Origin of the sequence: Ruminococcus bromii (assembly GCF_928721825.1) — a bacterium.
Lineage (GTDB): Bacteria > Bacillota > Clostridia > Oscillospirales > Acutalibacteraceae > Ruminococcoides > Ruminococcoides bromii.
On the sequence record NZ_CAKMVP010000003.1, the window covers coordinates 1,657,960 to 1,680,481 of the forward strand.

17 protein-coding genes are annotated in these 22,522 nt (G+C 43.0%); 6 read left to right on the plus strand and 11 right to left on the minus strand.

Annotation, left to right across the window (positions count from 1 at the left end):
- Window positions 1-54 precede the first annotated feature (54 nt).
- From QDI94_RS08295 to QDI94_RS08325, 7 genes are all read right to left on the minus strand, one after another.
- Window positions 55-471 carry an MJ0042-type zinc finger domain-containing protein gene (locus QDI94_RS08295; protein ID WP_278475378.1) on the minus strand — a complete coding sequence of 139 codons (417 nt, stop codon included), beginning with the start codon at window positions 469-471 and terminating at the stop codon, window positions 55-57.
- A gap of 109 nt (window positions 472-580) precedes the next feature.
- On the minus strand, window positions 581-2,995 hold the full coding sequence (locus QDI94_RS08300) for a homocysteine S-methyltransferase family protein (protein ID WP_412567491.1): 2,415 nt from the start codon (window positions 2,993-2,995) through the stop codon (window positions 581-583).
- Window positions 2,973-3,617 (minus strand): vitamin B12 dependent-methionine synthase activation domain-containing protein, encoded by a 645-nt coding sequence (locus QDI94_RS08305; protein ID WP_015523117.1) that lies wholly within the window; start codon window positions 3,615-3,617, stop codon window positions 2,973-2,975. The genes QDI94_RS08300 and QDI94_RS08305 overlap by 23 nt, the downstream gene beginning before the upstream one ends.
- The gene (metF, locus tag QDI94_RS08310; RefSeq protein ID WP_278475380.1) at window positions 3,614-4,474 is read right to left on the minus strand and encodes a methylenetetrahydrofolate reductase [NAD(P)H]; all 861 of its coding nucleotides are present in this window, start codon (window positions 4,472-4,474) and stop codon (window positions 3,614-3,616) included. Before metF ends, QDI94_RS08305 begins: the two co-directional genes overlap by 4 nt.
- Window positions 4,475-4,764: 290 nt before the next feature.
- The gene (locus tag QDI94_RS08315; protein ID WP_015522979.1) at window positions 4,765-7,131 is read right to left on the minus strand and encodes a glycogen/starch/alpha-glucan phosphorylase; all 2,367 of its coding nucleotides are present in this window, start codon (window positions 7,129-7,131) and stop codon (window positions 4,765-4,767) included.
- A 4-nt stretch (window positions 7,132-7,135) separates the two neighbouring features.
- Entirely contained in the window at window positions 7,136-8,623 is a 1,488-nt protein-coding gene (gene malQ / locus QDI94_RS08320) for a 4-alpha-glucanotransferase (protein WP_015522980.1), read from the minus strand.
- Window positions 8,624-8,764: 141 nt separating this feature from the next.
- Window positions 8,765-9,310 carry a CinA family protein gene (locus QDI94_RS08325; RefSeq protein WP_015522981.1) on the minus strand — a complete coding sequence of 182 codons (546 nt, stop codon included), beginning with the start codon at window positions 9,308-9,310 and terminating at the stop codon, window positions 8,765-8,767.
- Window positions 9,311-9,449: 139 nt separating this feature from the next.
- On the opposite strand from QDI94_RS08325, the gene QDI94_RS08330 reads away from it, so the two are divergent.
- The 3 genes from QDI94_RS08330 (at window position 9,450) to ilvB (ending at window position 12,973) form a co-directional block, all read left to right on the plus strand.
- Window positions 9,450-10,178: a 16S rRNA (uracil(1498)-N(3))-methyltransferase gene (locus QDI94_RS08330; protein WP_278868268.1), complete on the plus strand. Its 729-nt coding sequence runs from the start codon at window positions 9,450-9,452 to the stop codon at window positions 10,176-10,178.
- A gap of 271 nt (window positions 10,179-10,449) precedes the next feature.
- Entirely contained in the window at window positions 10,450-11,145 is a 696-nt protein-coding gene (locus tag QDI94_RS08335; RefSeq protein WP_046432355.1) for a 5'-methylthioadenosine/adenosylhomocysteine nucleosidase, read from the plus strand.
- A gap of 160 nt (window positions 11,146-11,305) precedes the next feature.
- Window positions 11,306-12,973: a biosynthetic-type acetolactate synthase large subunit gene (gene ilvB, locus QDI94_RS08340; RefSeq protein WP_278868271.1), complete on the plus strand. Its 1,668-nt coding sequence runs from the start codon at window positions 11,306-11,308 to the stop codon at window positions 12,971-12,973.
- A 296-nt stretch (window positions 12,974-13,269) separates the two neighbouring features.
- Here ilvB and QDI94_RS08345 read toward each other — a convergent pair whose 3' ends face one another.
- Window positions 13,270-14,754 (minus strand): uracil-xanthine permease family protein, encoded by a 1,485-nt coding sequence (locus QDI94_RS08345; protein ID WP_278419031.1) that lies wholly within the window; start codon window positions 14,752-14,754, stop codon window positions 13,270-13,272.
- A gap of 293 nt (window positions 14,755-15,047) precedes the next feature.
- Here QDI94_RS08345 and QDI94_RS08350 point away from each other — a divergent pair, with 293 nt between their 5' ends.
- The 3 genes from QDI94_RS08350 (at window position 15,048) to QDI94_RS08360 (ending at window position 18,706) form a co-directional block, all read left to right on the plus strand.
- Complete coding sequence (locus QDI94_RS08350; RefSeq protein ID WP_341458205.1) at window positions 15,048-15,194, plus strand: DNA cytosine methyltransferase; 147 nt, start codon at window positions 15,048-15,050, stop codon at window positions 15,192-15,194.
- 222 nt (window positions 15,195-15,416) lie between these two features.
- Complete coding sequence (locus QDI94_RS08355; protein WP_278868272.1) at window positions 15,417-17,210, plus strand: DUF885 domain-containing protein; 1,794 nt, start codon at window positions 15,417-15,419, stop codon at window positions 17,208-17,210.
- A 164-nt stretch (window positions 17,211-17,374) separates the two neighbouring features.
- Entirely contained in the window at window positions 17,375-18,706 is a 1,332-nt protein-coding gene (locus QDI94_RS08360; RefSeq protein WP_278868273.1) for an MATE family efflux transporter, read from the plus strand.
- 77 nt (window positions 18,707-18,783) lie between these two features.
- On the opposite strand, the gene QDI94_RS08365 is transcribed toward QDI94_RS08360, so the two are convergent.
- The 3 genes from QDI94_RS08365 to QDI94_RS08375 are packed head-to-tail and all read right to left on the minus strand — an operon-like array spanning window position 18,784 to window position 22,203.
- Window positions 18,784-19,986, minus strand: a complete 1,203-nt coding sequence (locus tag QDI94_RS08365) for a hypothetical protein (protein ID WP_278868275.1) — start codon at window positions 19,984-19,986, stop codon at window positions 18,784-18,786.
- Window positions 19,987-20,004: 18 nt separating this feature from the next.
- Complete coding sequence (gene trpS / locus QDI94_RS08370) at window positions 20,005-21,003, minus strand: tryptophan--tRNA ligase (protein WP_278868277.1); 999 nt, start codon at window positions 21,001-21,003, stop codon at window positions 20,005-20,007.
- A 15-nt stretch (window positions 21,004-21,018) separates the two neighbouring features.
- Window positions 21,019-22,203 (minus strand): aminotransferase-like domain-containing protein, encoded by a 1,185-nt coding sequence (locus QDI94_RS08375; RefSeq protein WP_278868279.1) that lies wholly within the window; start codon window positions 22,201-22,203, stop codon window positions 21,019-21,021.
- Window positions 22,204-22,522 lie beyond the last annotated feature (319 nt).

The following is a 22,522-nucleotide window of genomic DNA, read 5'->3' on the forward strand; positions in this document are numbered from 1 at the left end:
ACCTAAATATGAAAACTGTGTGAATTTTGTTTGAAATTGTATTGAAAACTGCGGTCATATTTTTTTGTTAAATTCACTTCCGCATTTCGGACAGCGAACAGTGTGATTGCCTTTTTTGTTGCGGACACGAAGCTGCGCCTTGCACACGGGACACTTGATATAACGGTAGTCCTTGCGGTCACGAATTTTCTTGAAGGTCAGTTTGAACCAACCTGTTACCGCATTGTAAATCGGAAGAAATTTTCTGTTTTCGGCACTTCTTGCAACAATGTTGCGTGAGAACATACGAAAACAGATAAGCACGATAATCAAGAGCATTATTCCGTCAATGATGTATCTTGCAACACGGTTCCACACAAAAATATTCACGAACCAAAGTATGAGCAACAGCACCCAGAGTGTATTGTTGAGCTTATCCGTGCCGTATCTGCCCTGCATAAAATTGGCGAATCTGTTAAATAATCCTCGCATAAAGTTCATCCTTTCCGCAAAAAGCGGTAATTACAAAAATCATCCTTCCACCATTTTATCACAGGCAGGGCATACATTCAATAAACATTTGACGATATATGTCACTAAATCAGCCGAGAACGAGCTTTGCCGTGTCAACGCTTTCTTTTGCGTCACGGCAGTAGTAGTCAGCGCCGATTTTCATAGCGTAGTCCTTTGTAAGAACCGCACCGCCGACAAATATTGTGCATTTGCTTGAGCCATCGGGATTCTGAAGTTCCTTACATTCTCTTACAAGCCTTATTGTGTCTTCCATACTCTTGAGAGTTGTTGTCATAAGAGCTGAAAGTCCTATCATTGTAATATTCTGTTCAACGGCAGTATCAACAATAAGCTGAGGATCAACATCACGACCGAGGTCAACAACTGTGTAGCCGTAGTTATCAAGAAGAACCTTTACAATGTTCTTGCCGATATCGTGAATGTCACCCTTTACGGTTGCCACAATAATTTTGCCCTTGCTTACGGGAGTTCCGCTTGTCTTTGTAAGGTGCTTTTTAATTACATCAAAGCACTCCTGAGCTGTGTTTGCGCTTTGGATAAGCTGTGGAAGGAAGATTTTATTCTTTTCAAAATCTTCGCCCACCCTGTCAAGTGCAGGGATAAGCATTTCGTTTACAACCTGCATTGCATCGGTTGTTTCAAGAAGCTTTGCGGTTGCGGCTGCACCTTCGTTTTTAAGTCCGTTATAAACAGCCGCAAAAATATCAACATTGCTGTCTGCCTTTTTAACGGGAGCGGCAGGAACAGCGTCGTTATATGCGTTGATAAATTCAAGCGAGTTCTTGTCAATGCCGTTAAGCACACGGAATGCTCTTACAGCGCCTGTCATCGACTCAACATTTGGGTTGATAATCGGCAAATCAAGTCCCTGTTCCATAGCCATTGTAAGGAAAGTTCTGTTGACAAGCTCACGGTTCGGAAGTCCGAACGAAATGTTTGATACACCGAGACAGGTTTTACAGCCAAGCTCTGTTTTTACTCTGTGCAAGGCCTCAAGAGTCTGACGGCAAGCCGCCTGTTCTGCGGAAACCGTAAGAGTAAGACAATCGATATATACATCTTTTCTGTCAATGCCGACAGCCTCGGCTCTTTCAACAATTCGTTTTGCAATCTCAAATCTGCCCTCGGCGGTTTTCGGGATACCGTTTTCGTCAAGTGCAAGTCCGACAACAGACGCACCGTATTTTTTGACAAGAGGAAGAACCGTTGCAAGGCTCTGTTCCTCACCGTTTACGGAGTTCAGAATCGGTTTGCCGTTGTAGTAGCGGAGTCCTGCCTCAATAACCTCGGGCTTTGTGGAGTCAATCTGGAGCGGAACATCACACACACTCTGAATAGCCTTGAGAACACGCACCATCATCTTTTTTTCGTCAATTTCGGGATGACCTACATTGACATCAAGAATTTCCGCACCGCCCTGAACCTGACTGAGAGCCTGAGTGAGAATATAGTCAATATTATTTTCAACAAGCGCCTGCTTGAACAGCTTTTTACCTGTGGGGTTAATTCTTTCGCCGATAATTCTCGGACCGTTGATTTCGACAACCGTCGTTGAACTGCAAACGGTTGTGTCAACGCTTTTTGTCTGAGGCTGATATTCTCTGTCGGCAACCTCCGACTTAATTTTTGCAATATAATCGGGATTCGTTCCGCAGCATCCGCCGATAATCTTAACACCGTATTTGAGGAGTGAACAAACGCACTCGGCAAATTTATCGGGCATAATGTTGTACTCGTTGCTGTTAGGATCGGGCAAACCTGCGTTAGCCTTGATTACAAGGGGAAGATTTGTGTATTTCGACATCTCGGAAACAACGGGTTCAAGCTCATCCGGACCGAGTGAACAGTTGACACCGAGAGCGTCAACACCGAGTCCCGTAAGAGTGACAGCCGCACAGGCAGGGGATACACCCGTAAATGTTCGTCCGTTTCTCTCAAAGGTCATTGTTGTGAGGATAGGTTTGTCGCAGTTTTCCTTTGCGGCAAGGACTGCGGCTTTAAGCTCGTAAAGGTCGGTCATTGTTTCAAAAACTATGACATCGGCATCTTTACCGGCAAGAATCTGCTGTTTGTAATACTCATAAGCTTCGTCAAATTTCATTGAACCGGCAGGTTCAAGCAACTGACCTATCGGACCGATATCAAGGGCAACGAGGGTGTCTGTACCCTCAACGGCTTTTCTTGCAATCTTAACACCGGCGCCGATGATTTCTTCAACGCTGTAACCGCTGTCCTGAAGCTTGTAGGCATTTGCACCGAAGGTGTTTGCGTACACAATGTCAGATCCGGCATCAATATACCTCCTGTGAAAGCTCTCGATAAGCTCGGGGTGAGTAATGTTCAGAACCTCAGGCACATGGTCGTACTTTACACCGCTTTTCTGAATGAGAGTTCCTGTTGCACCGTCAAGCAGAATAAAATTCTTTTGGTTGAGATATTCACTAAAGTTTGAAAAATTCTTAAACACCACAATGTTCCCCATTTCTTCTGAAGCGACATTTGCCTTTCATACTGCAAATTGCACACCCTCGTTTTCTTCGTTCAATCGGATTGTCTGAAATTCCGAGAACCGCCGTAACCGACTTTGACGGCACAAGCAGACAACTGTCGCCTGTTGTAAGACCTATTTTTCTCGGAGCGTCAAGTATTCTCAGATACTCCTTCTGCATCTCAATAGGATAGTCCCCGTAGCCGGGGCTGAAACGGAAGGTCATATACTTTCCGCTGTATTTTTCGGCAAGGATTTCGTCAACCTTTTGACACACCTGTTCAACGGCAACGCTTGCAAAGCTGTCAAGCACAACCGCCCTTGCCATATCGGAAATCTGACTTATACGGATAAGCTTGTCAATTTCCGAACCGATTGTCGCACACATCATAACGGCTGTATGGCAGCCCTCAAGGTGCTTTTTTATATCATTGCCGAGTAAAATATCGTCAAACGGAGCTTTGCGTTCAACATAGAGAAATCTCGGTTCTGCTGTTTTCAATATTTCTTTTTCGCATTCATCCATCAGCACATCCATGCGGTAATTAAGGCTGATTCCTGCACCGCCGAGGTAGCGTATAGCCTCTTTGCGGTTTAATCTGTCAAGCGTTATCATAAAAGACTTGACACCGCCTCCGTAATTTTTCTTGCAACATACGGGTTGTTCATTGTGTAGAGGTGGATGCCGTCAACACCGTGTGCGATAAGGTCAACAATCTGGTCAACCGCATATGCAATGCCTGCGTCACGCAAAGCCTCTGGTCTTGTATCATACTTCTGCATAATCTTTGCAAATTTTGCAGGAAGGCTTGCACCGCACATTGAAACCATTCTTTCAATCTGACTTTTGCTTGTTACAGGCATAATACCTGCCTCAATCGGAACATTCACGCCTGCAATCTTCGCTCTTTCAAGAAAACGATAGTAAACGGAGTTGTCAAAGAAAAGCTGAGAAATAAGGTGGCTTGCACCCGACTCAACCTTTTTGCGAAGGTTGTGAATGTCCTCAACCTCATCGGTTGCCTCGCTGTGAACCTCGGGATAACAAGCACCGGCAATGTCAAAATCACCCTGTGACGCAATATATCTGCACAAATCGCTTGCATAAGTGAAATCCTTCTGCGGTTCAACACCTTCAACCCTGTCACCGCGGAGTGCAAGAATATTCTCAATGCCGTTATCTTTAAAAAGCGCAAGGTTGCGGTCAATATCAGCCTTTGTGCTGTTAATGCAGGTGAGGTGTGCCACGGATTCAACTCCGAAATCTCTCTTGATTTTTGTTGCGATTTCGCAGGTACGGCTCTTTGAACCGCTGCCGCCTGCGCTGTATGTTACGCTGATGAAGTCAGGCTTTAAAGCCGAAATTTCTTCAAGCCTGCCGTAAACCGATTCAATCGGAGAGGTCTTTTTAGGCGGAAATACTTCAAAAGAAAAAACTGTTTTTCCGCTGTTAAACAGACTGCTGATTTTCATATATAAAACACCTCGGTAAGTACTTGTTAAAATTGATTAACAACCGTTAAACTGCGTTAATTATAACACAAATAAATTTAGCACACAATACTGTTTTGTCAGAGTTTGTCCTTTGGTGCTATCATTTTTTCGGGGGTTGCAGTATAAATAAAAGTTATATTCGCAGTTTTTTCGGGTGAGTTCACATTTATAAGCCTTAACAATAAAGGGGCTGTTACAGAATTTTGCATTCTGCAACAGCCCCTCGGATGTTTTACGCACAAATATTTAAAGTAAAACCTTTTAACAAATTACTTCTTGTAAGATGTGTGCCAGATTTCCTTAGCATACTGGAGGATTGTACGGTCAGATGAGAACTTACCTGCATTTGCAATGTTGATAAGGCACTTCTTACCGAATTCCTTACGGTTAGCATACTCTGTGTTAGCTCTGATCTTTGTATCAACATAATCGGGAAGGTCATAGATGAGGAAGTAGTTATCAGCCTTCTGCCATGAAGAATCCTTAAGGAGTGAATCATGAAGCTCCTTGAAGCTGCCTTCGCCCTGAGCGCCGCCGTCATCAAATGTGCCGTCAATAAGAGTATCAACAACTCTCTTAATTTCCGGATTAGCGTCATAAAGAGCCTTTGGATGATAGCCTTCCTTCTTCATTCTCTCGATATCCTCGACCTTTGCGCCGAAGATGTACTCGTTCTCAATTCCTGCGCACTCAGCGATTTCAACATTAGCGCCGTCAAGTGTACCGAGTGTAGGAGCACCGTTGAGCATGAACTTCATGTTACCTGTACCCGATGCCTCAAGACCTGCTGTTGATGTCTGCTCAGAAAGGTCAGCAGCAACAACAATCTTCTCAGCGTAAGATACATTGTAGTTAGAAATGAAGTAAACCTGAAGGAGATCCTTTGTTTCGGGATCGTTGTTTACAAGCTTAGCAATCTCGTTGATGTACTTGATGATTGCCTTTGCTCTTGCATAACCCGGAGCAGCCTTTGCACCGAAGATAAATGTTGTAGGAGTCCAGTTTTTAAGCTTCTTATCCTTCAATCTGAAGTAGATTGTCATGATTGAGAAAGCGTTGAGGAGCTGTCTCTTGTACTCGTGAAGTCTCTTAACCTGAATATCATAGATTGAATCGGGATTTACATCGTAGCCGTCCATCTTCTTGATGTAGTCTGCGAGCTGCTGTTTCTTCTTCTTCTTGATATTGTTGAACTTTGTGATTGTTCTTGTGTCAATGCAGTCATTGAGCTTTTCAAGAAGTGAAAGGTCTGTAAGCCATGCATCTGAGCCAACCTTCTCTGTGATAAGAGCAGAAAGCTCAGGGTTGCAAAGGCCGAGCCAACGGCGCTGTGTAATACCGTTTGTCTTGTTCTGGAATCTCTCGGGATATACCTGATACCACTCTTTGAGTACATCAGCCTTGAGGATTTCTGTGTGAAGCTCAGCAACACCGTTTACATATGTTGATGCGTATGTTGCAAGTCTTGCCATATGAACAACATTACCGTCGATAATGCGCATCTTAGCCTTTGTATCCTCATGCACGCCCTTAGCAGTAAGCTCTTCCTGGCACTTGTTGGCGATAAGGCAGATAATGTGATAAATCTCAGGAATAACCTGTGTCATAAGGTCAGCAGGCCACTTCTCGAGAGCCTCGCCGAGAACTGTGTGGTTTGTATAGTTAAATGTCTTTCTTGCAATTTCAAAAGCGTCGTCAAAGTTGAAGCCTTCGTTCATAAGAAGTCTTACAAGCTCGGGAACACATGATACAGGATGTGTATCGTTAAGCTGAATTGTGTTTTCCTTAGCAAAGAAGCTGAAATCATTGCCGTGCTTCTTCTTATAACGGCGCATAATGTCCTGAAGTGATGCAGAACAGAAGAAATACTGCTGTTTAAGTCTGAGAACCTTGCCCTCATACTTGTTATCGTTAGGATAAAGAACCTTTGTGATGTTTTCGGCATCGTTCTTTTCCTGAACGGCATTGTTGTATTCTGTGTTGTTGAAAGCAGTAAAATCAAAATCGTTTACTGCCTCAGCCTGCCAAAGACGAAGTGTGTTGATGTTTGTTGTCTTACAGCCGATAACAGCCATATCGTAAGGAACAGCCTTAACTGTCTGACCCTTGAATGATACTGTAACAGCCTCATCTTCAACACGGTTGCACCACGGATCTTCAAATCTCTGCCAGTTATCAGCTGTTTCAACCTGATAACCGTTTTCGATAAGCTGCTTGAAAAGGCCGTACTTGTAACGGATTCCGTAGCCGTCAAGCGGTACTTCCTGTGTAGCAGCACTGTCGAGGAAACAAGCGGCAAGTCTGCCGAGACCGCCGTTACCGAGAGCAGCATCATCGATATCCTCAAATACATTGATGTCAATACCCTTCTTTTTGAGGAGCTTTGTAACATCTTCAAGAATGCCGAGACAGTAGAGGTTGTTGTACATCATTCTGCCCATGAGGAATTCTGCAGAGAAATAGTAAGCTCTGCGTTCGCTGTCATGTTTAATCTTGCTTGCTTCCCAGTTGCCTGCGATTTCGCCCATTACTGCTTTGCCGAGTGAGTAGTGAAGCTCAGCGGGTGTGAGCTCTTCAATCTTTTTGCAGTACATAGACTGAGCTGTGAGTTCAAGCTTTTCCATAATATTACCCATTTGTTTAGTCCTCCAGTCGTCCGCTTTTTTCAGACATAGTTTTTAATTTATCTGCAAGCTCATCAGTAAGAGCTGCGCCATCGAGTCTCCATACCCAGTTTCCGCCGAGTGTTGACGGAATGTTCATTCTTGCCTCCTTGCCAAGGCCGAGAATGTCCTGCATTGGTACGATTGCTGTATCTGCCTTGCTTTCATAAGCAACACGGATGAGTCCCCAGTTGAACGGTTCGTCATCAGGCATCTGACAATAACTTCTTGCATAGTTAACGTCCTCGGGTTTAGCTGTTTCAAGCCAGCCCATAACAGTATCGTTATCGTGAGTACCTGTGTAAACAACACAGTTTTCGGTGTATTTATGGGGAAGATAGTCGTTCTCTTCACCACTGTCGAAAGCGAATTCAAGAACCTTCATTCCCGGATAGCCTGTCTGCTCCATAAGCTCGGTTACATCGGGAGTGAGTGTTCCGAGGTCTTCGGCAACAATATCAATCTTGCCGAGTGCCTCTTCCATCATATTAAAGAACTTAATGCGCGGACCTTCAACCCATTCACCGTTGATTGCGTTTTCGGCAGGATAAGGAATTGAATAGTAGCTTGCAAAAGCTCTGAAATGGTCAATACGGGTGATGTCATAAAGCTTTGATGCGGCTTTGATACGCTCAAACCACCACTCATAGTCGGTAGCCTCAAGGTAATCCCAATCATAGAGAGGATTGCCCCAAAGCTGACCTGTTGCCGAGAAGTAATCCGGCGGACAGCCTGCAACTGCGATAGGATCACCGTCGTCATAAAGCTGAAACAGCTCGGGATTTGCCCATGTGTCTGCGCTGTCCATGGCAACATAGATTGGCATATCGCCCAAAATCTTGATGCCGAGACCGTTTACATACGCACGGAAGGATTCCCACTGCTCATAGAATTTGAACTGTACAAACTTCCAGAAATCAACATCATCCTTGAGCTTGCGTTCATAACGCTTCACGGCAGCCTCATCACGCATTTTGATTTCCTCATCCGGCCATTCTGTCCAGGAAACCATGTCAAAGCTCTTTTTAACTGCCATATAAAGTGCATAGTTTTTGAGCCATGAACTGTTTTTACGCTTGAAGGATGTAAATGCCTTCTGGTCACCCTTTTTGAAGTTATCGTAAGCAATCTTCAAAACTTCAAAACGGTTGTTGTAGATTTTCTCATAGTCAACCTCGGCGTCATCTGAGCCCCAGTCACGGCTCATGACCTCTTCCTTAGTCAAAAGACCTTCTTCACAAAGAGTGTCAAGGTCAATGAGGTAAGGATTGCCTGCATAGGTTGAAAAAGACTGATACGGTGAATCACCGTAACTTGTCGGTCCAACGGGGAGAATCTGCCAGATTGTCTGACCTGATTTTTTCAGAAAGTCAGCAAACTTGCGAGCCTCTTTGCCGATGGTGCCGATACCGTAGGGGGATGGAAGCGAAGTAATCGAAAGGAGAACACCTGCGCTTCTAGCCATAAAAATCAACTCCATTCTGACGGACTGTTAAATTTTTTAAATCTGCGAATTCGGGCGCAATTCGCCCCTGAACCCACAGTATCAAGATAATTTTAGCACATAATCTAAATTTTTACAAGTTATTTTTTTAACAACGACAAGTTATTGCAATATACTCAAAATAGTCAGTAAAACAGCGTCAGAAGTTAGTTTTCTTATATAGCCTCTTGAATTTACCATGTTAATACTGCCGCCAAGCATAAGCTTTATTGCATAACTTTTGTCTTTTGTGCTGATTCCGCAATAAACAAGACCGACAGGCTTTTCGGGAGTTCCGCCCGTAGGACCTGCAATTCCCGTTGTACTTACGGCTAAATCCGCACCCGAAACATTTCTTGCACCCTCTGCCATCTGCATTGCAGTTTCAGCCGAAACTGCGCCAAGCACAGACAGCGTTTCGTTTGAAACTCCAAGCACCTTATGTTTCATTTCATTTGCATATGTGCATACGCCAAAATCAAATACCTCGCTTGCACCGCTTACTGCGGTAATTCTTTCGCTTAAAAGACCGCCCGTACAGCTTTCTGCGGTTGCAAGCTTTACGCCCTTTTCGCGGAGCTTTGCAACAACATTTTCCTGGAGCGTGTCGGAATTGAGATTGTTTTTTCTCAAAAGCCGAACCACATCTGTATCTGTCAGAGTTATCATTAATAATCATCTCCGAAAATTTTTCGTATATCCATATTTTAGCACCGGCATATGAATATTGCAATTATTTTTATTTTTTGATATATTAAATAGAAAAGGAAAGCGCTCACGCAAAAACGCTTAAAAAAGAGGTAATTTTATGGCTTGGTTTTTTACCGAAAAAAATATATTCGGCAACAACTACACCCTTGTCGGAGAAAACGCAAAGCATATTTCTAAGGTGCTGCGTATGCGTACAGGCGATGACATCACCCTTGTTTCTCCGAACAAAACGCAGTATGAATGTAAAATTTCGCTCATCACACAGGGTGAAGTCACGGTTGACATCATCTCACAAAAGCCGTGTGAAAACGAACCCGATGTTTTTGTAACCCTCTATCAGGCTCTGCCAAAGGGTGATAAAATGGATTTCATCGTTCAGAAATGCACGGAACTCGGAATCAGCAGAATTGTGCCGATGATTTCGGCAAGATGTGTTTCCCGTCCCGATGAAAAGTCGCTGAAAAAGAAGTGTGAACGCTGGCAGAAAATTGCTCTTCAGGCGGCAATGCAGAGTCGCAGGGGCATTATCCCCGAAGTAACTCCGTGCATTTCGTTTAAAGAGGCGGCAGAACAGACAAAGCAGAACGAAAAGACCGTATTTTTTTACGAAATGGGCGGAGAATCCGTCAGAAAAATTCTGAATGGCACAAAGCCTAAAACCGTCGGAATGTTCATCGGCAGTGAAGGCGGATTTGAACAATCGGAGGTTGACAGCGTAACCGCAATCGGCGGTCAGGCGGCAACCCTCGGCAAACGAATTCTCCGTGCAGAAACCGCCCCCCTCGCCGCCCTATCCATTATTATGTACGAAACCGACAATTTTTAGGTGAGTGCCTCGTACCCCTCTCGTGAAGACAGTTTTATATATAATAACAATTGTCACCCGAGCACAATATTGTATGGATTTATGCAAACAGTAGCGGCGGTCAGTGACCGCCAATCGAACCGATTACAAAATCGGTTCGACATTACAAATGATTTTTAACCGACAATGATACAACATAAATTTATCGCTTGTTCGTTTTGGTTTTGCAACCAAAACGATTGGCGTTCGCTGAACGCCGCTACATTTCAACACCAAAATCGGAGGAAAATTTATGACAGGAATTATATGTGCCATGCAGATTGAGGCCGACGGAATTATCGCCCTTTCTCAGAACACACAAACCGAAGAAATCGCAGGAATGAAATTCACCACAGGTACTCTTAACGGCAAGGACATAGCCGTTGTAGTCTGCGGAGTCGGCAAGGTCAATGCCGCCATGTGTGCCGTTGTGCTTATTGAAAAGTTCAATCCCGATGTTGTAATCAACAGCGGTGTGGGCGGTTCACTCTCCCCTCTTGTATCAATCGGAGATATTGTTGTTGCAACAAAATCCGTTCAGCACGATATGAACACAACTGCTCTCGGTGACAGACAGGGCGAGGTTTCATTTCCCGACGGTACAAAGATCTTTTTTGACTGCGACAAAACAGTAGTTGAAAAGCTCACGCAGGCGTGCAGGACACTCCCCGACACCAAGGTTGAGCAGGGCATTATCGCAAGCGGCGACATATTCGTTTCCGACCGCAAAAAACGCAAAAGAATTGCCGACACATTTGGTGCTCTTGTCTGTGAAATGGAGGGTGCGGCAATCGGTTATGTTTGCTACGCACTCAAAACTCCTTACGGAATCATCAGGGCAATCTCCGATGACCTTGACGAAAACAAGGGTGTTGACTATGAAAAATTCTGCAAACTTGCAAGCAAAAAAACCGTAGGCGCAATATGTGAATATCTCAAAAATGAATAATTATGACAGACTCAAAACGGGGAATGCTTTTGTTTCTCGTTTTTTCTTTTGTAATGAGTTGTCTTTTTCGATTTCTATTGACAATATAATCACATTTGGATAAAATAAAAGGTAGCATTATTTTATGGAATAACACTACATATATAAGGGAGAGATTTATATGCAGCTTACAGGTGCAGAAATCATTTGCGAGTGTCTTCTTGAACAGGGTGTTGACACGGTTTTCGGTTATCCGGGCGGTGCGGCGCTCAACACATATGACGCACTCTATAAATACAGCGACAAAATCCGTCACATTCTCACAGCACACGAACAGGGCGCTTCTCATGCGGCTGACGGTTACGCAAGAGCAACAGGCAAAACAGGCGTTGTTATGACAACATCGGGTCCCGGTGCAACAAACATCGTAACAGGTCTTGCCACAGCCAATATCGACAGCATTCCGCTTGTTGCAATTACAGGCAATGTAACAACCGATCAGCTTGGCAGAGACAGCTTTCAGGAAGTTGACATTGTAAACATCGTAAAGCCTGTTACAAAGGCAAGCTTCCTTGTTGAAAAGGTTGAGGATCTTGCCGACACGATACGCAAGGCATTTGCACTTGCACAGCACGGCAGAAAAGGTCCTGTTCTTGTTGATGTTCCTAAGGATGTTACAGCCAACAAGACGGAATTTGTACAGACAATCCCCGAAAGACCGAAGATATTTGAAATTAAGAATCCCGAAAAAATTCGTGTTGTTCAGGAAATGATTAAGAATGCAAAGCGTCCTATGATTTACGCAGGCGGCGGTATCATAAGCGCAGATGCGAGCGAAGAATTTAAAGCATTTGCAGAGCTTATTGACGCTCCGGTTTGCTGTTCACTTATGGGACTCGGCTGTATTCCTGCCGACCACCCGCTCTGCGTCGGCAACATCGGTATGCACGGCGGTTACGAAACAGGTATGGCAACAGCCGAATGTGACCTTATGATTGCGTGCGGTGCAAGATTCTCCGACCGTGTTGCAGGCGACCGTGAAAGGTTCGGCGAACAGGCAAAAATTGTCCAGCTTGAAATTGACGAAAAAGAAATCAACAAGAATGTAAAGGTTGACGAGTACATTCTCGGCGATATAAAAGAAATTCTCATTGCACTCACAATCGGTCTTGACCGACAGGATCATCCCGACTGGCTCGCAAAGATTGAAGAATGGAAGCATCATTTTGATGATAAAAAGCTTCCCGAGTGCGACCTTCCGCTCCCACAGCAGGTTCTTGATGTAATCAACGAAATCAAGTGTCCGTCGGACATCATCGCAACAGATGTAGGTCAGCACCAAATGTGGGTTGCACAGTTCAGCAAGATTATGGAAAGCAGAACGCTCCTCACATCAGGCGGTATGGGTACTATGGGTTACGGCATGGGTGCCGCAATCGGTGCACAGTGTGCCCGTCCCAATGACAGGGTTTGCCTCATCACAGGTGACGGCAGTTTCCACATGAACTTAAACGAACTCGTAACAATGAAGTCCTATGAACTCCCCATTGTTGTAGTTGTTATGAACAACACGGTTCTCGGTATGGTTCGTCAGTGGCAGAAGCTTTTCTACGGCAGTCGTTTTTCACAGACCGATCCGCACAGAGCAACCGACTTTGTAAAGCTTGCAAACGCTTTCGGCGTTGACGGTTTAAGAATCACAAAGCCCGAGGAAATCAAGCCGATTCTCACAAAGGCTTTTGAGATGAACAAGCCCGTTGTTGTTGACTGTCGCATCAGTCCCGATGCAAATGTTCTCCCGATGATTCCTCCGGGAAAGACAATCAACGAAATCATCACCGAAATGTAACGGGGCTGCCCCGTGGCATGTTCGTGTAGGCAGTTTGTGTTTGGAACAGCTTTCAGTTCCCGAGCACGGCAAACTGCTGTTCCTTGTTCGTGTAGGTAGTTTGATTAAATAACATCTGCATATTTCCGAACACTGCTAACTTAATAATTAAACATATATAGGGTACTCGTTCGAGTACCCTGTTTTTTTATGCCATTCAGTAGCGGCGTTCAACTTTGAATACATAGCTTTAAACAAAGCGTAAAAAAACAGCCGTATTTTTACGGCTGTTTTCTGTTACGACTATTAAAGTAAAATTACTTCTTTTCTTTCTTCTCTTTTGGTTTAACTTCTTTTTCAAAATTTACGGCATCGGCAACATCTTCCGTATCAAACTTATAATCCTTACCGGGGAAAACTGCGTTGAGAACGATACCTGCGATTGAAGCAACTGCAAGCGGTGAAAGTGTTATTTCAGCACTGCCGATTGCAAAGCTTACCGTGTTGCTTGAAAGACCGAGCGCACAAACAAGAATAACTGCGGCAACGATAAGGTTACGGCTCTTTGTGAAGTCAACCTTGTTTTCAACAACATTTCTGACGCCGATAGCAGAAATCATACCGTAAAGAACAAACGAAATACCGCCGATGATACAGCTTGGAATTGAACCGATAATTACCGAAACAATCGGGAAGAATGATACTGCAACGGCAAAGTAAGCGGCAATTCTTATTACTCTCGGGTCATAAACTCTCGTAAGAGCGAGAACGCCTGTGTTTTCACCGTATGTTGTGTTTGCAGGACCGCCGAAAAGTGATGCAAGTGTTGTTGCAAGACCGTCACCGACAAGAGTTCTGTGGAGTCCCGGATCTTTGATGTAGTTATTGCCTGTTGTTGAACTGATGGCGCAAATATCGCCGATATGCTCCATCATTGTAGCAAAAGCAATCGGAACAATGGCAATGATTGAAGATGCGATAAGCGCACCGTTTGAGTAATCAATACCGCCGAATACCGTTTTATCCCAGTGAATCGGAATTCCGATAAGTCCCTCACTGCCGAAAATGTGACCTTTTGAGATGTTGTCACAAATTGTGTTCAGGCTTGTAAAGTCGAAAATCGGCTGATAAACACCGTTTGCATCAGCACCGCCCGAGAAAAGCCACGGAACATTCTGAATAAGGTCAGGATTTGCCTGTGAAATGAAGTAAAGCACAAGACCTGTGCCGTAGGAGATAAGCAAACCGAGGATAATCGGAATGATTTTAGCCATTCCCTTGCCCCAGATGTTGAAAACAACAATTACAGCAAGAGCAACTACAGCCAAGAACCAGTTTGTTGTGCAGTTTGAAACAGCCGACGGAGCAAGTCCAAGACCGATTGCAATGATGATAGGTCCAGTTACAACAGGCGGAAAAAATCTCATTACCTTTTCAATGCCCACCGCCTTGATAACTGCGGCAAGGATGAAGTAGATAAGACCTGCACACGCAACGCCAAGGCACGCATACGGGAGCATACTGTTAGGGTCATTGGGTGAAAGCGCCTTGATTGCGGCATAGCCGCCCAAAAAAGCAAATGACGAGCCGAGGAAGGCAGGTACTTTAAACTTTGTAATGCAGTGGAACAAAAGTGTTCCCAAACCTGCCATAAGCAAAGTTGTTGAAATGTCAAGTCCCGTTAAAATCGGAACAAGGATTGTTGCGCCGAACATTGCAAACATATGCTGAACACCGAGAATTATCATCTTCGGTTTTCCGAGCTTGCGGGCATCATAAATTGCGCCGTTGTTTTTGTCCATTAGAATTCCCTCTTTCTCATTTTCGGGTTTAAAATCTGTAAAAACCCATTCCTGTTAATTATACCTTTACACAGATATAAAAGCAATAACTTATTTTTACAAAAACGAATTTCTTCTCTCTGTTTACATCCTTATCCGCTTTTCTGTCATTGCTTTTCGGATGAATTTTTGATATAATGAATACTGCTTTTAAATGCATAAGTAAAATAATTTGTAATATTAGTTGTATTTTTAATACCTGTAATATTCATTACATTGTTTTGAACAACTATGTTTCAGGAGATATTATTGAAGTGAATTATAAAGAAAAAAACAAAAACTTTTCTGCAATTGAATTGTTCGCAGGTGCAGGCGGACTTGCTTTGGGAATATCAAAAGCGGGATTTAATACCTTAGGACTTGTTGAATTAAATAAAGATGCCGCAGACTTGGTTATCTGAAAAAATTACAAATAATTACAAATGGTTACAATTTACAAAAATACAATTGAGCAGGGCTGATTATTATACACATTTTCAACATAGTTTTCAACAATTATTGAAAACAGAACGGCAACGACTGCCGCAGTCACTGTGAAAAAGAACAAAAAGAAAAATAATCATTGAATAACAGCACGATAATATGTTATACTTTGGTAAACAATAACTTTTACGGAGGATAAAATGAATAAAATTATAAATAAAAAGTCGCTCAAGGGTATGCTTGCTGTTATGCTGTGTGCCGTTATGGCGTTTTCTGTCTGTGCCTGTGACTTTGACTCTGACACAGAACCAACCAAAACGGATGCACAAATTCAGTTTGATAAATATTGTGACGATTTGTTTTCGGAAGAACTTGAGGATGACGCTCTTACCGCACATTTTGACATTTCAAATCCGTCGGACTACGGTCTGAAATATGACGAGGAGGACTATACCCTCGGTCATGTGTCCGATGAAGATACAAAGGAATCCTTTGATGAGCTGAAACAGGCAAAAAAGGATTTGGAGGAGTTTGACCGTTCGGGACTTACTTCCTCTCAAAAGCAAACCTATGACACACTTGCAAGCTACTTTGAAATTCAGCTTTCATATGAGGGAACAACAGAATTGCAGAGCATTTTTGCACCGCAGTCGGGAATTGTTGCAAGCCTCTTTACAACTTTGTCAGAGTTTACTTTCTATGAAAAGGACGATACAGACCTCTACCTCGCTGTTTTGAAGGATACAAAACGCTATATGGACGAGTGCATTGCGTTCACAAAGAAACAGGCTGAGGACGGCTACTTTATGACAGAAGAAATTGCGAAGCAGTCAATTGATGAGTGTGAAAAGCATATCAAGAACGACAAGTCCGTGCTTGTTGATGAGTTCGAGTCGAGAATAAAGTCACTCGGTCTTAGCAATTCCGAGAAAAATACTGTTGTCGAAACCAACAAAAAGTATTTTGAAGAATACTACATTCCTGCTTTGAAATCAGCAAATTCAGCACTTGAAAGTCTCAAAAAATCAGGCAAAAACGAAGAAGGTCTTTGCGGTTATGGCAAAATCGGCAAAAAATATTATGAGGCAATTGTCAGGGACAAAACAAGCAGCAGTATGACTCCGAAAGAGCTTACTTCATATCTTACAAACAGCTTTACAAAGGTCGGAATGAGCATGAGCAATGTTTCACAGGATGACTTGAGCAAATTTCAGGACTACAATCCCGACTTTAAGGATGCCGACGAGGTGCTTGAATTTTTGATTGAGAATATCGAGGAGGACTTTCCGACTCCCGTTACAACCTCTTACACGGCAGATTATATGAGCGATTCCGCAAAGAGCGACAATGTGGTAGCGTACTATGTTCAGGGACGAATTGACGATACAAGCGTTAATATCATCAAAATCAACCCCGACTTTGCAAATAAGGGTATGACTAAGGTGTACACAACCCTTGCCCATGAAGGCTATCCGGGTCATCTTTATCAGCTTACCGCATCAAATGCAAACAAGGATATCCCGAATGTACGCAAGATTTTAAGCTTTATGGGCGCAACCGAGGGTTGGGCGCAGTATGCCTCGAAATGTACGCTTGATTACCTTGATACAAGCGAAGGCATTAAGAAACTTATCTACGCAAATGATATTCTCGGCTATATTCTTTACTCCATGGTCGATGTCGGTGTGAACTACAACGGCTGGGATTATGAAAAAGTCAAGGAGTATATGTCAACGGCACTCGGTTCGGCTGACGATGAGAGTGTTACAGCCGCAACAAAAGAGGCGTATGACCTTGCCCGTTCAAATCCGGGTTATTTTCTCCCCTATACCGTAGGATACCTCAAGATGATTGATATGCGTGAAACAGCCGAAAGCGAGCTTGGCTCAAGCTTTGACGCAAAGGATTATCACACCTTCATTATGAATCTCGGAATCACAAGCATTGATGTCTATGAAAAAGCCCTTGATATGTGGCTTGAAAGCAAAAAGTAAATTTTTGGTGATAATCTTGAATATTTTTTACAGGTATGATATAATTAACTCATTGATATGATAAATATAAATTGGTATGGATTTTTCTAAGATGTGATTCTTATTTTCGCCATACACTCATTATGGGTGTATGGCGATTTTTATTTTACGCAAGGGGTGTTAATATGGGCGTTAAAACGGAAAACAAAATGGCTTATGAACCTGTCAACAAACTTATAATTCAAATGTCGGCACCGCCGCTGATTTCAATGTTCTTTCAGTATTCATACAACCTTGTTGACAGTATGTTTGTTGCGGGGATAAATGAACAGGCACTTGCGGCAGTATCGCTTGCATTCCCGATTACAACGCTTATGAATGCGTTGTCCGTGTGGATAGGTGTGGGTGTTAATGTTTTGATTGCAGGTTATTTGGGACAGAAAAATCAGCAAAAGGCAAATTCTGCAGCGGCTCTCGGAGTGGTAATTTCGGTAGTTGTCGGAGTGCTGATAAATTTCCTTTCGCTTTTCATAATAAATCCCTATTATTCGGCTTTTACGCAAAACAAAGAGATTTTTGAATACGGAATTGCGTATATGAGCGTCTGCGTTTTTATGCAGATACCAAATATGGTGCATATTGTAATTCAAAAAATACTTCAGGCAACAGGCAATATGATTGCTCCGATGTGGTTTCAAATTGCAGGTGTTGTATTCAATTTTGTGTTTGACCCTTTGCTCATTTTCGGCATAGGTCCGTTTCCGAAAATGGGTGTGGTCGGAGCTGCAGTTGCCACGGTTTTAGGCTATGTTGTTTCAACAATCATTGCGTTGATACAGCTGTTTCTTACAAAACAAAAGGTTAAACCGGCGTTTAAAAACTGCCTTGAACCGCAGATGATAAAGCTGATATTTTCCTACGGATTGCCCTCGTTTGTTATGAATGCGTTGGGAGCATTCACCGTGAATTTTGCAAATATGTTTTTGGTGCGATATTCGGACACGGCGGTTGCATTTTTCGGAGCATATTTCAAGGTTCAGCAGTTGATTTTTATGACGGTGAACGGACTAATTCAAGGCTGTTTGCCTATAATGCGGTTTAATTACAGAGCAAAAGAGTACGGTCGCCTTAAACAAGCAAATAAGAGCGGAACAATTATCGCGACTGTTATGATGATTGTCGGTATGCTCTTGGTGCTGATTTTCCCGAAAGAGATATTGTTTTTGTTTTCGGCATCGGAAGAAATGTGTGCTTTTGGAGTGCTGGCAATGAGAATTATGTCACTCGGATTTGTGTTCAGCGGCTTTTCTGCAATGATTGCAACCTATGAACAGGCAACAGACAGTATTATGCCCGGCGTTGTAGTTCAACTGTTGCGACAGGGCGTGCTGTTAGTCCCCGTAATTTGGCTTTTAAACAGCACTGTTCAAATGACAGGCATATGGCTTGCGTTCCCAATTACAGAATTTGTCACATTTCTTGTTGCTGTTGTATTTGCAAAAATTAAAAATCATTGAATAAATAAAAATAACAACCGCCAAAACCCGATATAATGGATTTTGGCGGTTGTTTGTTATTTAAAATATGTTTAATTTTAAATTGTTTTTGCAAAAACATTATCAGATGATTTTGCTCTGAAAATTGTTTTTACGAGCAGGAATGTTATATAAACATAAAGTGCGGTGCAGATGATTGCGGTCACCTTGAGGCTTACAAGCTCATAGGAGAACAGGTAGTAACAGTAGCCTCTCAGGCTTATAAGCGTTGACACAATCGGAATCCACAAATGCTTTGCACTTACCGCCGCATAGACAATTAAAATAATGTCAAGCAGATAACCGTAGCGTTCGTGCATTGACGAAAGGAACATAATGCAGGTGAATACAGTCCACGCTGTTGTCAGAAGAAAAACTTCAATGTTCTTCAAATCAACCTTTTTATAGATGATAATGCACATCATAATTCCGAGTACGGCAATTGTGAGAAAGACCGAAAACTGCTTGAACAGATAATAATATGTCATATCGTTTCCGTCACATATGAGTGCATAAAAGTTCGGACAGTTCATCTGAATAAGCTTTCCGTAGTCGGTCTGTTCAGCGTAGATTGTGATAATATCGATAAACGGTCTACCCATAATAATTGCAGGCAGGCACATTATCACATCAACCGCAGGAATTATAAAGAAATGCAGAATTGAAATTTTCTTTGTCGAAATCCAGTAATAAAGCAGAACAGGGATGATGAATACGGTTTGCAGCTTGAATGCAAACGCAATGCCGATGAACACAAACGATGCAATCGGCTTGTCTTTGTGCAAAAACAGGATTGCAAGGATTATAAACGAGGTGTAAATTGAATCGCATTGCGCCCAAAACGATGAGTTAAAAATAACGGTTGCCGAAAGAAGTACGGCTGAGTAGGTGAGTATCGCTTTGAGCCGTCGGTTATTCTTTGCAAACGAATAAACAAGCATTGCGGTTGAAATTGCAAGTACAAAATCGAATATTATTGATACGATTTTGTACGCATACAGAGCATTTAGCGGCAAAAGTGTCATAAGATAGATTATGACTTGATACGGAATGTTGTAGTTGCCCACCTGAGCTGCAAGCCCCGTAAAATCATTATACTTGATAATGCCCCACCAAGGATTCAGAAAGCTGTTAAAATCATCGCTTTGAAAATCCATTCCGCAAATTCTGATAAAAACAGCCAAAATTGTAATTGCACCGAGCAGGAATAAAAGAATATATTTCTTGATAAAGCCGATTGCCTTACTTTCGATTTTTGTCATTAATATAACTTCTCCCGATTAAATAAATCCGATTTTCTTCATAACCTTGCCCATTGTGCGGCTGCTGATTTTAAGAGCGATTTCATCGGCTTTTCTGTAGCAGCTTTCAAGGTATGCCTTGTCTGCAACAAGCTTTTCGTAGCGTTCGCGAATCGGACGGAGTTCTTCAACAACTGCCTCGCCTACCGCAGTCTTGAAGTCGCCGTAGCCCTTGCCGTCAAAATCCCTTTCAATCTGCTCGTATGAAAGACCTGTAACTGCGCTGTAAATTGCCATAAGGTTATTTACGCCGTCTTTGCCCTCAGCATAGCGAACCTTTGCCTCGCTGTCCGTAATGGCTCTCTTGAACTTCTTCATTATAACCTCGGGTGCATCAAGAAGATGTACACAGCCGTTTACATTTTCATCGGACTTGCTCATCTTTCTTGTCGGGTCCTGAAGACTCATAACCCTTGCGCCGTTCTTCGGAATGAAACCGTCCGGAATCTTGAACACATTGCCGTAAAGACCGTTAAAACGCTCCGCAATGTTTCTTGTAATCTCAATGTGCTGTTTCTGGTCTGCACCGACAGGCACTTTGTCAGCCTGATAGAGAAGAATGTCGGCAGCCATAAGTACGGGATATGTGAAAAGACCTGCGTTGATGTTGTCGGCGTGCTTTGCGGACTTGTCCTTGAACTGGGTCATTCTTGAAAGCTCACCGAACTGAGTGTAGCAGCTGAGCGCCCATGCAAGCTCTGCGTGGGTGTGGACATGACTCTGAATGAAGAAAAGACTTTTTTCAACATCAATGCCGCAAGCCATAATTGAAGCATAAGCGTCAATTATGTTTTTGCGCATAACGGCAGGAGTCTGTCTTACCGTGATTGTGTGCAGGTCTGCAAGAGCGTAAATACAGTCGTATTCGTTCTGCATTGTAACCCAGTTGCGAACCGCACCGAGATAGTTGCCGAGTGTAATTGTTCCGCTGGGCTGTATTGCGCTGAATACAACCTCTTTTTTTGTCTGATTTTCCATAATTGTTCTCCATGATTAAAGACTGTTTGCATACTCGCCGAGGATTTTAATTCCTCTTTCAAGCTGTTCGTCAGTCGGTGTTGAAAAGTTTATTCTGAAACTGTGACAGGTTTCGTTTTCGTCAGTTAAAAATGCGTTGCCCGGAACTACGCAAACCTTTTTGAGAACGAGTTCCCTGCAGAATTTCGGCATATCAATATCCTCGGGCAGGTCGCACCATATGAAAAGACCGCCGTCAATTTTATGATAGGTTATTTTCGGTGCGCAGTATTTGTCAAGAAGCTCCATACAGAAGCTTGCTTTCTTTGTGTAGATTTCACGCAGCCTTGCAAGGTGAGCGTTGAAGTCGTACTTTGTGATAAATTCATCGCATACATACTGCGACCAAATATTAGTGTGAACATCGTTGCCCTGCTTGCACACAACAAGCTTTTGGAAAATCGGCTTTGGTGCAATTGTGTAGGCAACACGCATACCCGGTGAAATTACCTTTGAGAACGAGCCTGCATAGATTACAATGCCGTCAGTATCAAGGCTTTTTATGTTCGGAACATATTCGCCGCTGTAACGCAAATCGCCGTACGGGTTGTCCTCAATGATGAGAACACCGTATTTTTTGGCAAGCTCATAAACTTTCTTACGCTTTTCAAGGCTCATTGTAACACCCGAAGGATTTTGAAAATTCGGAATTGTGTAAATAAGCTTTGCGTTCGGATTGGCTTTTAAAGCCTCTTCAAGCTTTTCGGTACTCATACCGTCAGGCTCAACCGGAACGCCCACGAGCTTTGCGTTATAGCTTCTGAATGTGTTGAGTGAACCGATGAATGACGGTGCCTCACAGATTACAACCTCGCCCTCATTCACAAGAGCCTTTGAGCATAAATCCATAATCTGCTGTGCGCCTGTTGTGATGAGAATGTCGTCATTGTCAGAGCCTGTGTTATGCTCTTTTTTCATATATTCCGCAAGGTGCTTTCTCAGCGGCGCGTAACCCTCCGAAACGCTGTACTGCAAAACCGAAATAGGGTCTTCCGCAAGAACCTTTGCCGATATTTCCGCAATCTCCTTTGTCGGAAAAGCATCGGGAGAAGGGTTGCCTGCCGAAAGCGAAACAACGCTTGGGTCAGCCGCATATTTAAAGATTTCTCTTATTGCACTCGGCTTGAGGTTTGAAACCCTGTCGGAAAATTTGTATTCCATAGTGTATCTCCTTTTAAAATGATAAGGCTTTAAAAACTTCATACCACACAATTTTATCACGAATTGCCTATATATTCAAGAAATTTAACGGCATATTTGCAATTTTGTTTTATTTGTTCCGATAAACTTTTTTAAAGGATTTTTTGATGTGAGAGAATTATCCTCCTCGAAAATTGTATTTTTTGTGCTTTTTGTATTGTTTTTAATGACTTTCTGTTGTATAATCTAAGTGATAATGTCCTTGTGCATCCAAAGCGTGGCTGAGGCAGACTTAAATACAATATTTGCCGTGAGTAACCGGCAGCTTTATATAATTATT

Coding starts and splice junctions, on each gene's coding strand:
- QDI94_RS08295 (WP_278475378.1), bottom strand. CDS start 471: ATGCGAGGATTATTTAACAGATTCGCCAATTTTATGCAGGGCAGATAC.
- QDI94_RS08300 (WP_412567491.1), bottom strand. CDS start 2,995: ATGGGGAACATTGTGGTGTTTAAGAATTTTTCAAACTTTAGTGAATAT.
- QDI94_RS08305 (WP_015523117.1), bottom strand. CDS start 3,617: ATGATAACGCTTGACAGATTAAACCGCAAAGAGGCTATACGCTACCTC.
- metF (WP_278475380.1), bottom strand. CDS start 4,474: ATGAAAATCAGCAGTCTGTTTAACAGCGGAAAAACAGTTTTTTCTTTT.
- QDI94_RS08315 (WP_015522979.1), bottom strand. CDS start 7,131: ATGGGTAATATTATGGAAAAGCTTGAACTCACAGCTCAGTCTATGTAC.
- malQ (WP_015522980.1), bottom strand. CDS start 8,623: ATGGCTAGAAGCGCAGGTGTTCTCCTTTCGATTACTTCGCTTCCATCC.
- QDI94_RS08325 (WP_015522981.1), bottom strand. CDS start 9,310: ATGATAACTCTGACAGATACAGATGTGGTTCGGCTTTTGAGAAAAAAC.
- QDI94_RS08330 (WP_278868268.1), top strand. CDS start 9,450: ATGGCTTGGTTTTTTACCGAAAAAAATATATTCGGCAACAACTACACC.
- QDI94_RS08335 (WP_046432355.1), top strand. CDS start 10,450: ATGACAGGAATTATATGTGCCATGCAGATTGAGGCCGACGGAATTATC.
- ilvB (WP_278868271.1), top strand. CDS start 11,306: ATGCAGCTTACAGGTGCAGAAATCATTTGCGAGTGTCTTCTTGAACAG.
- QDI94_RS08345 (WP_278419031.1), bottom strand. CDS start 14,754: ATGGACAAAAACAACGGCGCAATTTATGATGCCCGCAAGCTCGGAAAA.
- QDI94_RS08355 (WP_278868272.1), top strand. CDS start 15,417: ATGAATAAAATTATAAATAAAAAGTCGCTCAAGGGTATGCTTGCTGTT.
- QDI94_RS08360 (WP_278868273.1), top strand. CDS start 17,375: ATGGGCGTTAAAACGGAAAACAAAATGGCTTATGAACCTGTCAACAAA.
- QDI94_RS08365 (WP_278868275.1), bottom strand. CDS start 19,986: ATGACAAAAATCGAAAGTAAGGCAATCGGCTTTATCAAGAAATATATT.
- trpS (WP_278868277.1), bottom strand. CDS start 21,003: ATGGAAAATCAGACAAAAAAAGAGGTTGTATTCAGCGCAATACAGCCC.
- QDI94_RS08375 (WP_278868279.1), bottom strand. CDS start 22,203: ATGGAATACAAATTTTCCGACAGGGTTTCAAACCTCAAGCCGAGTGCA.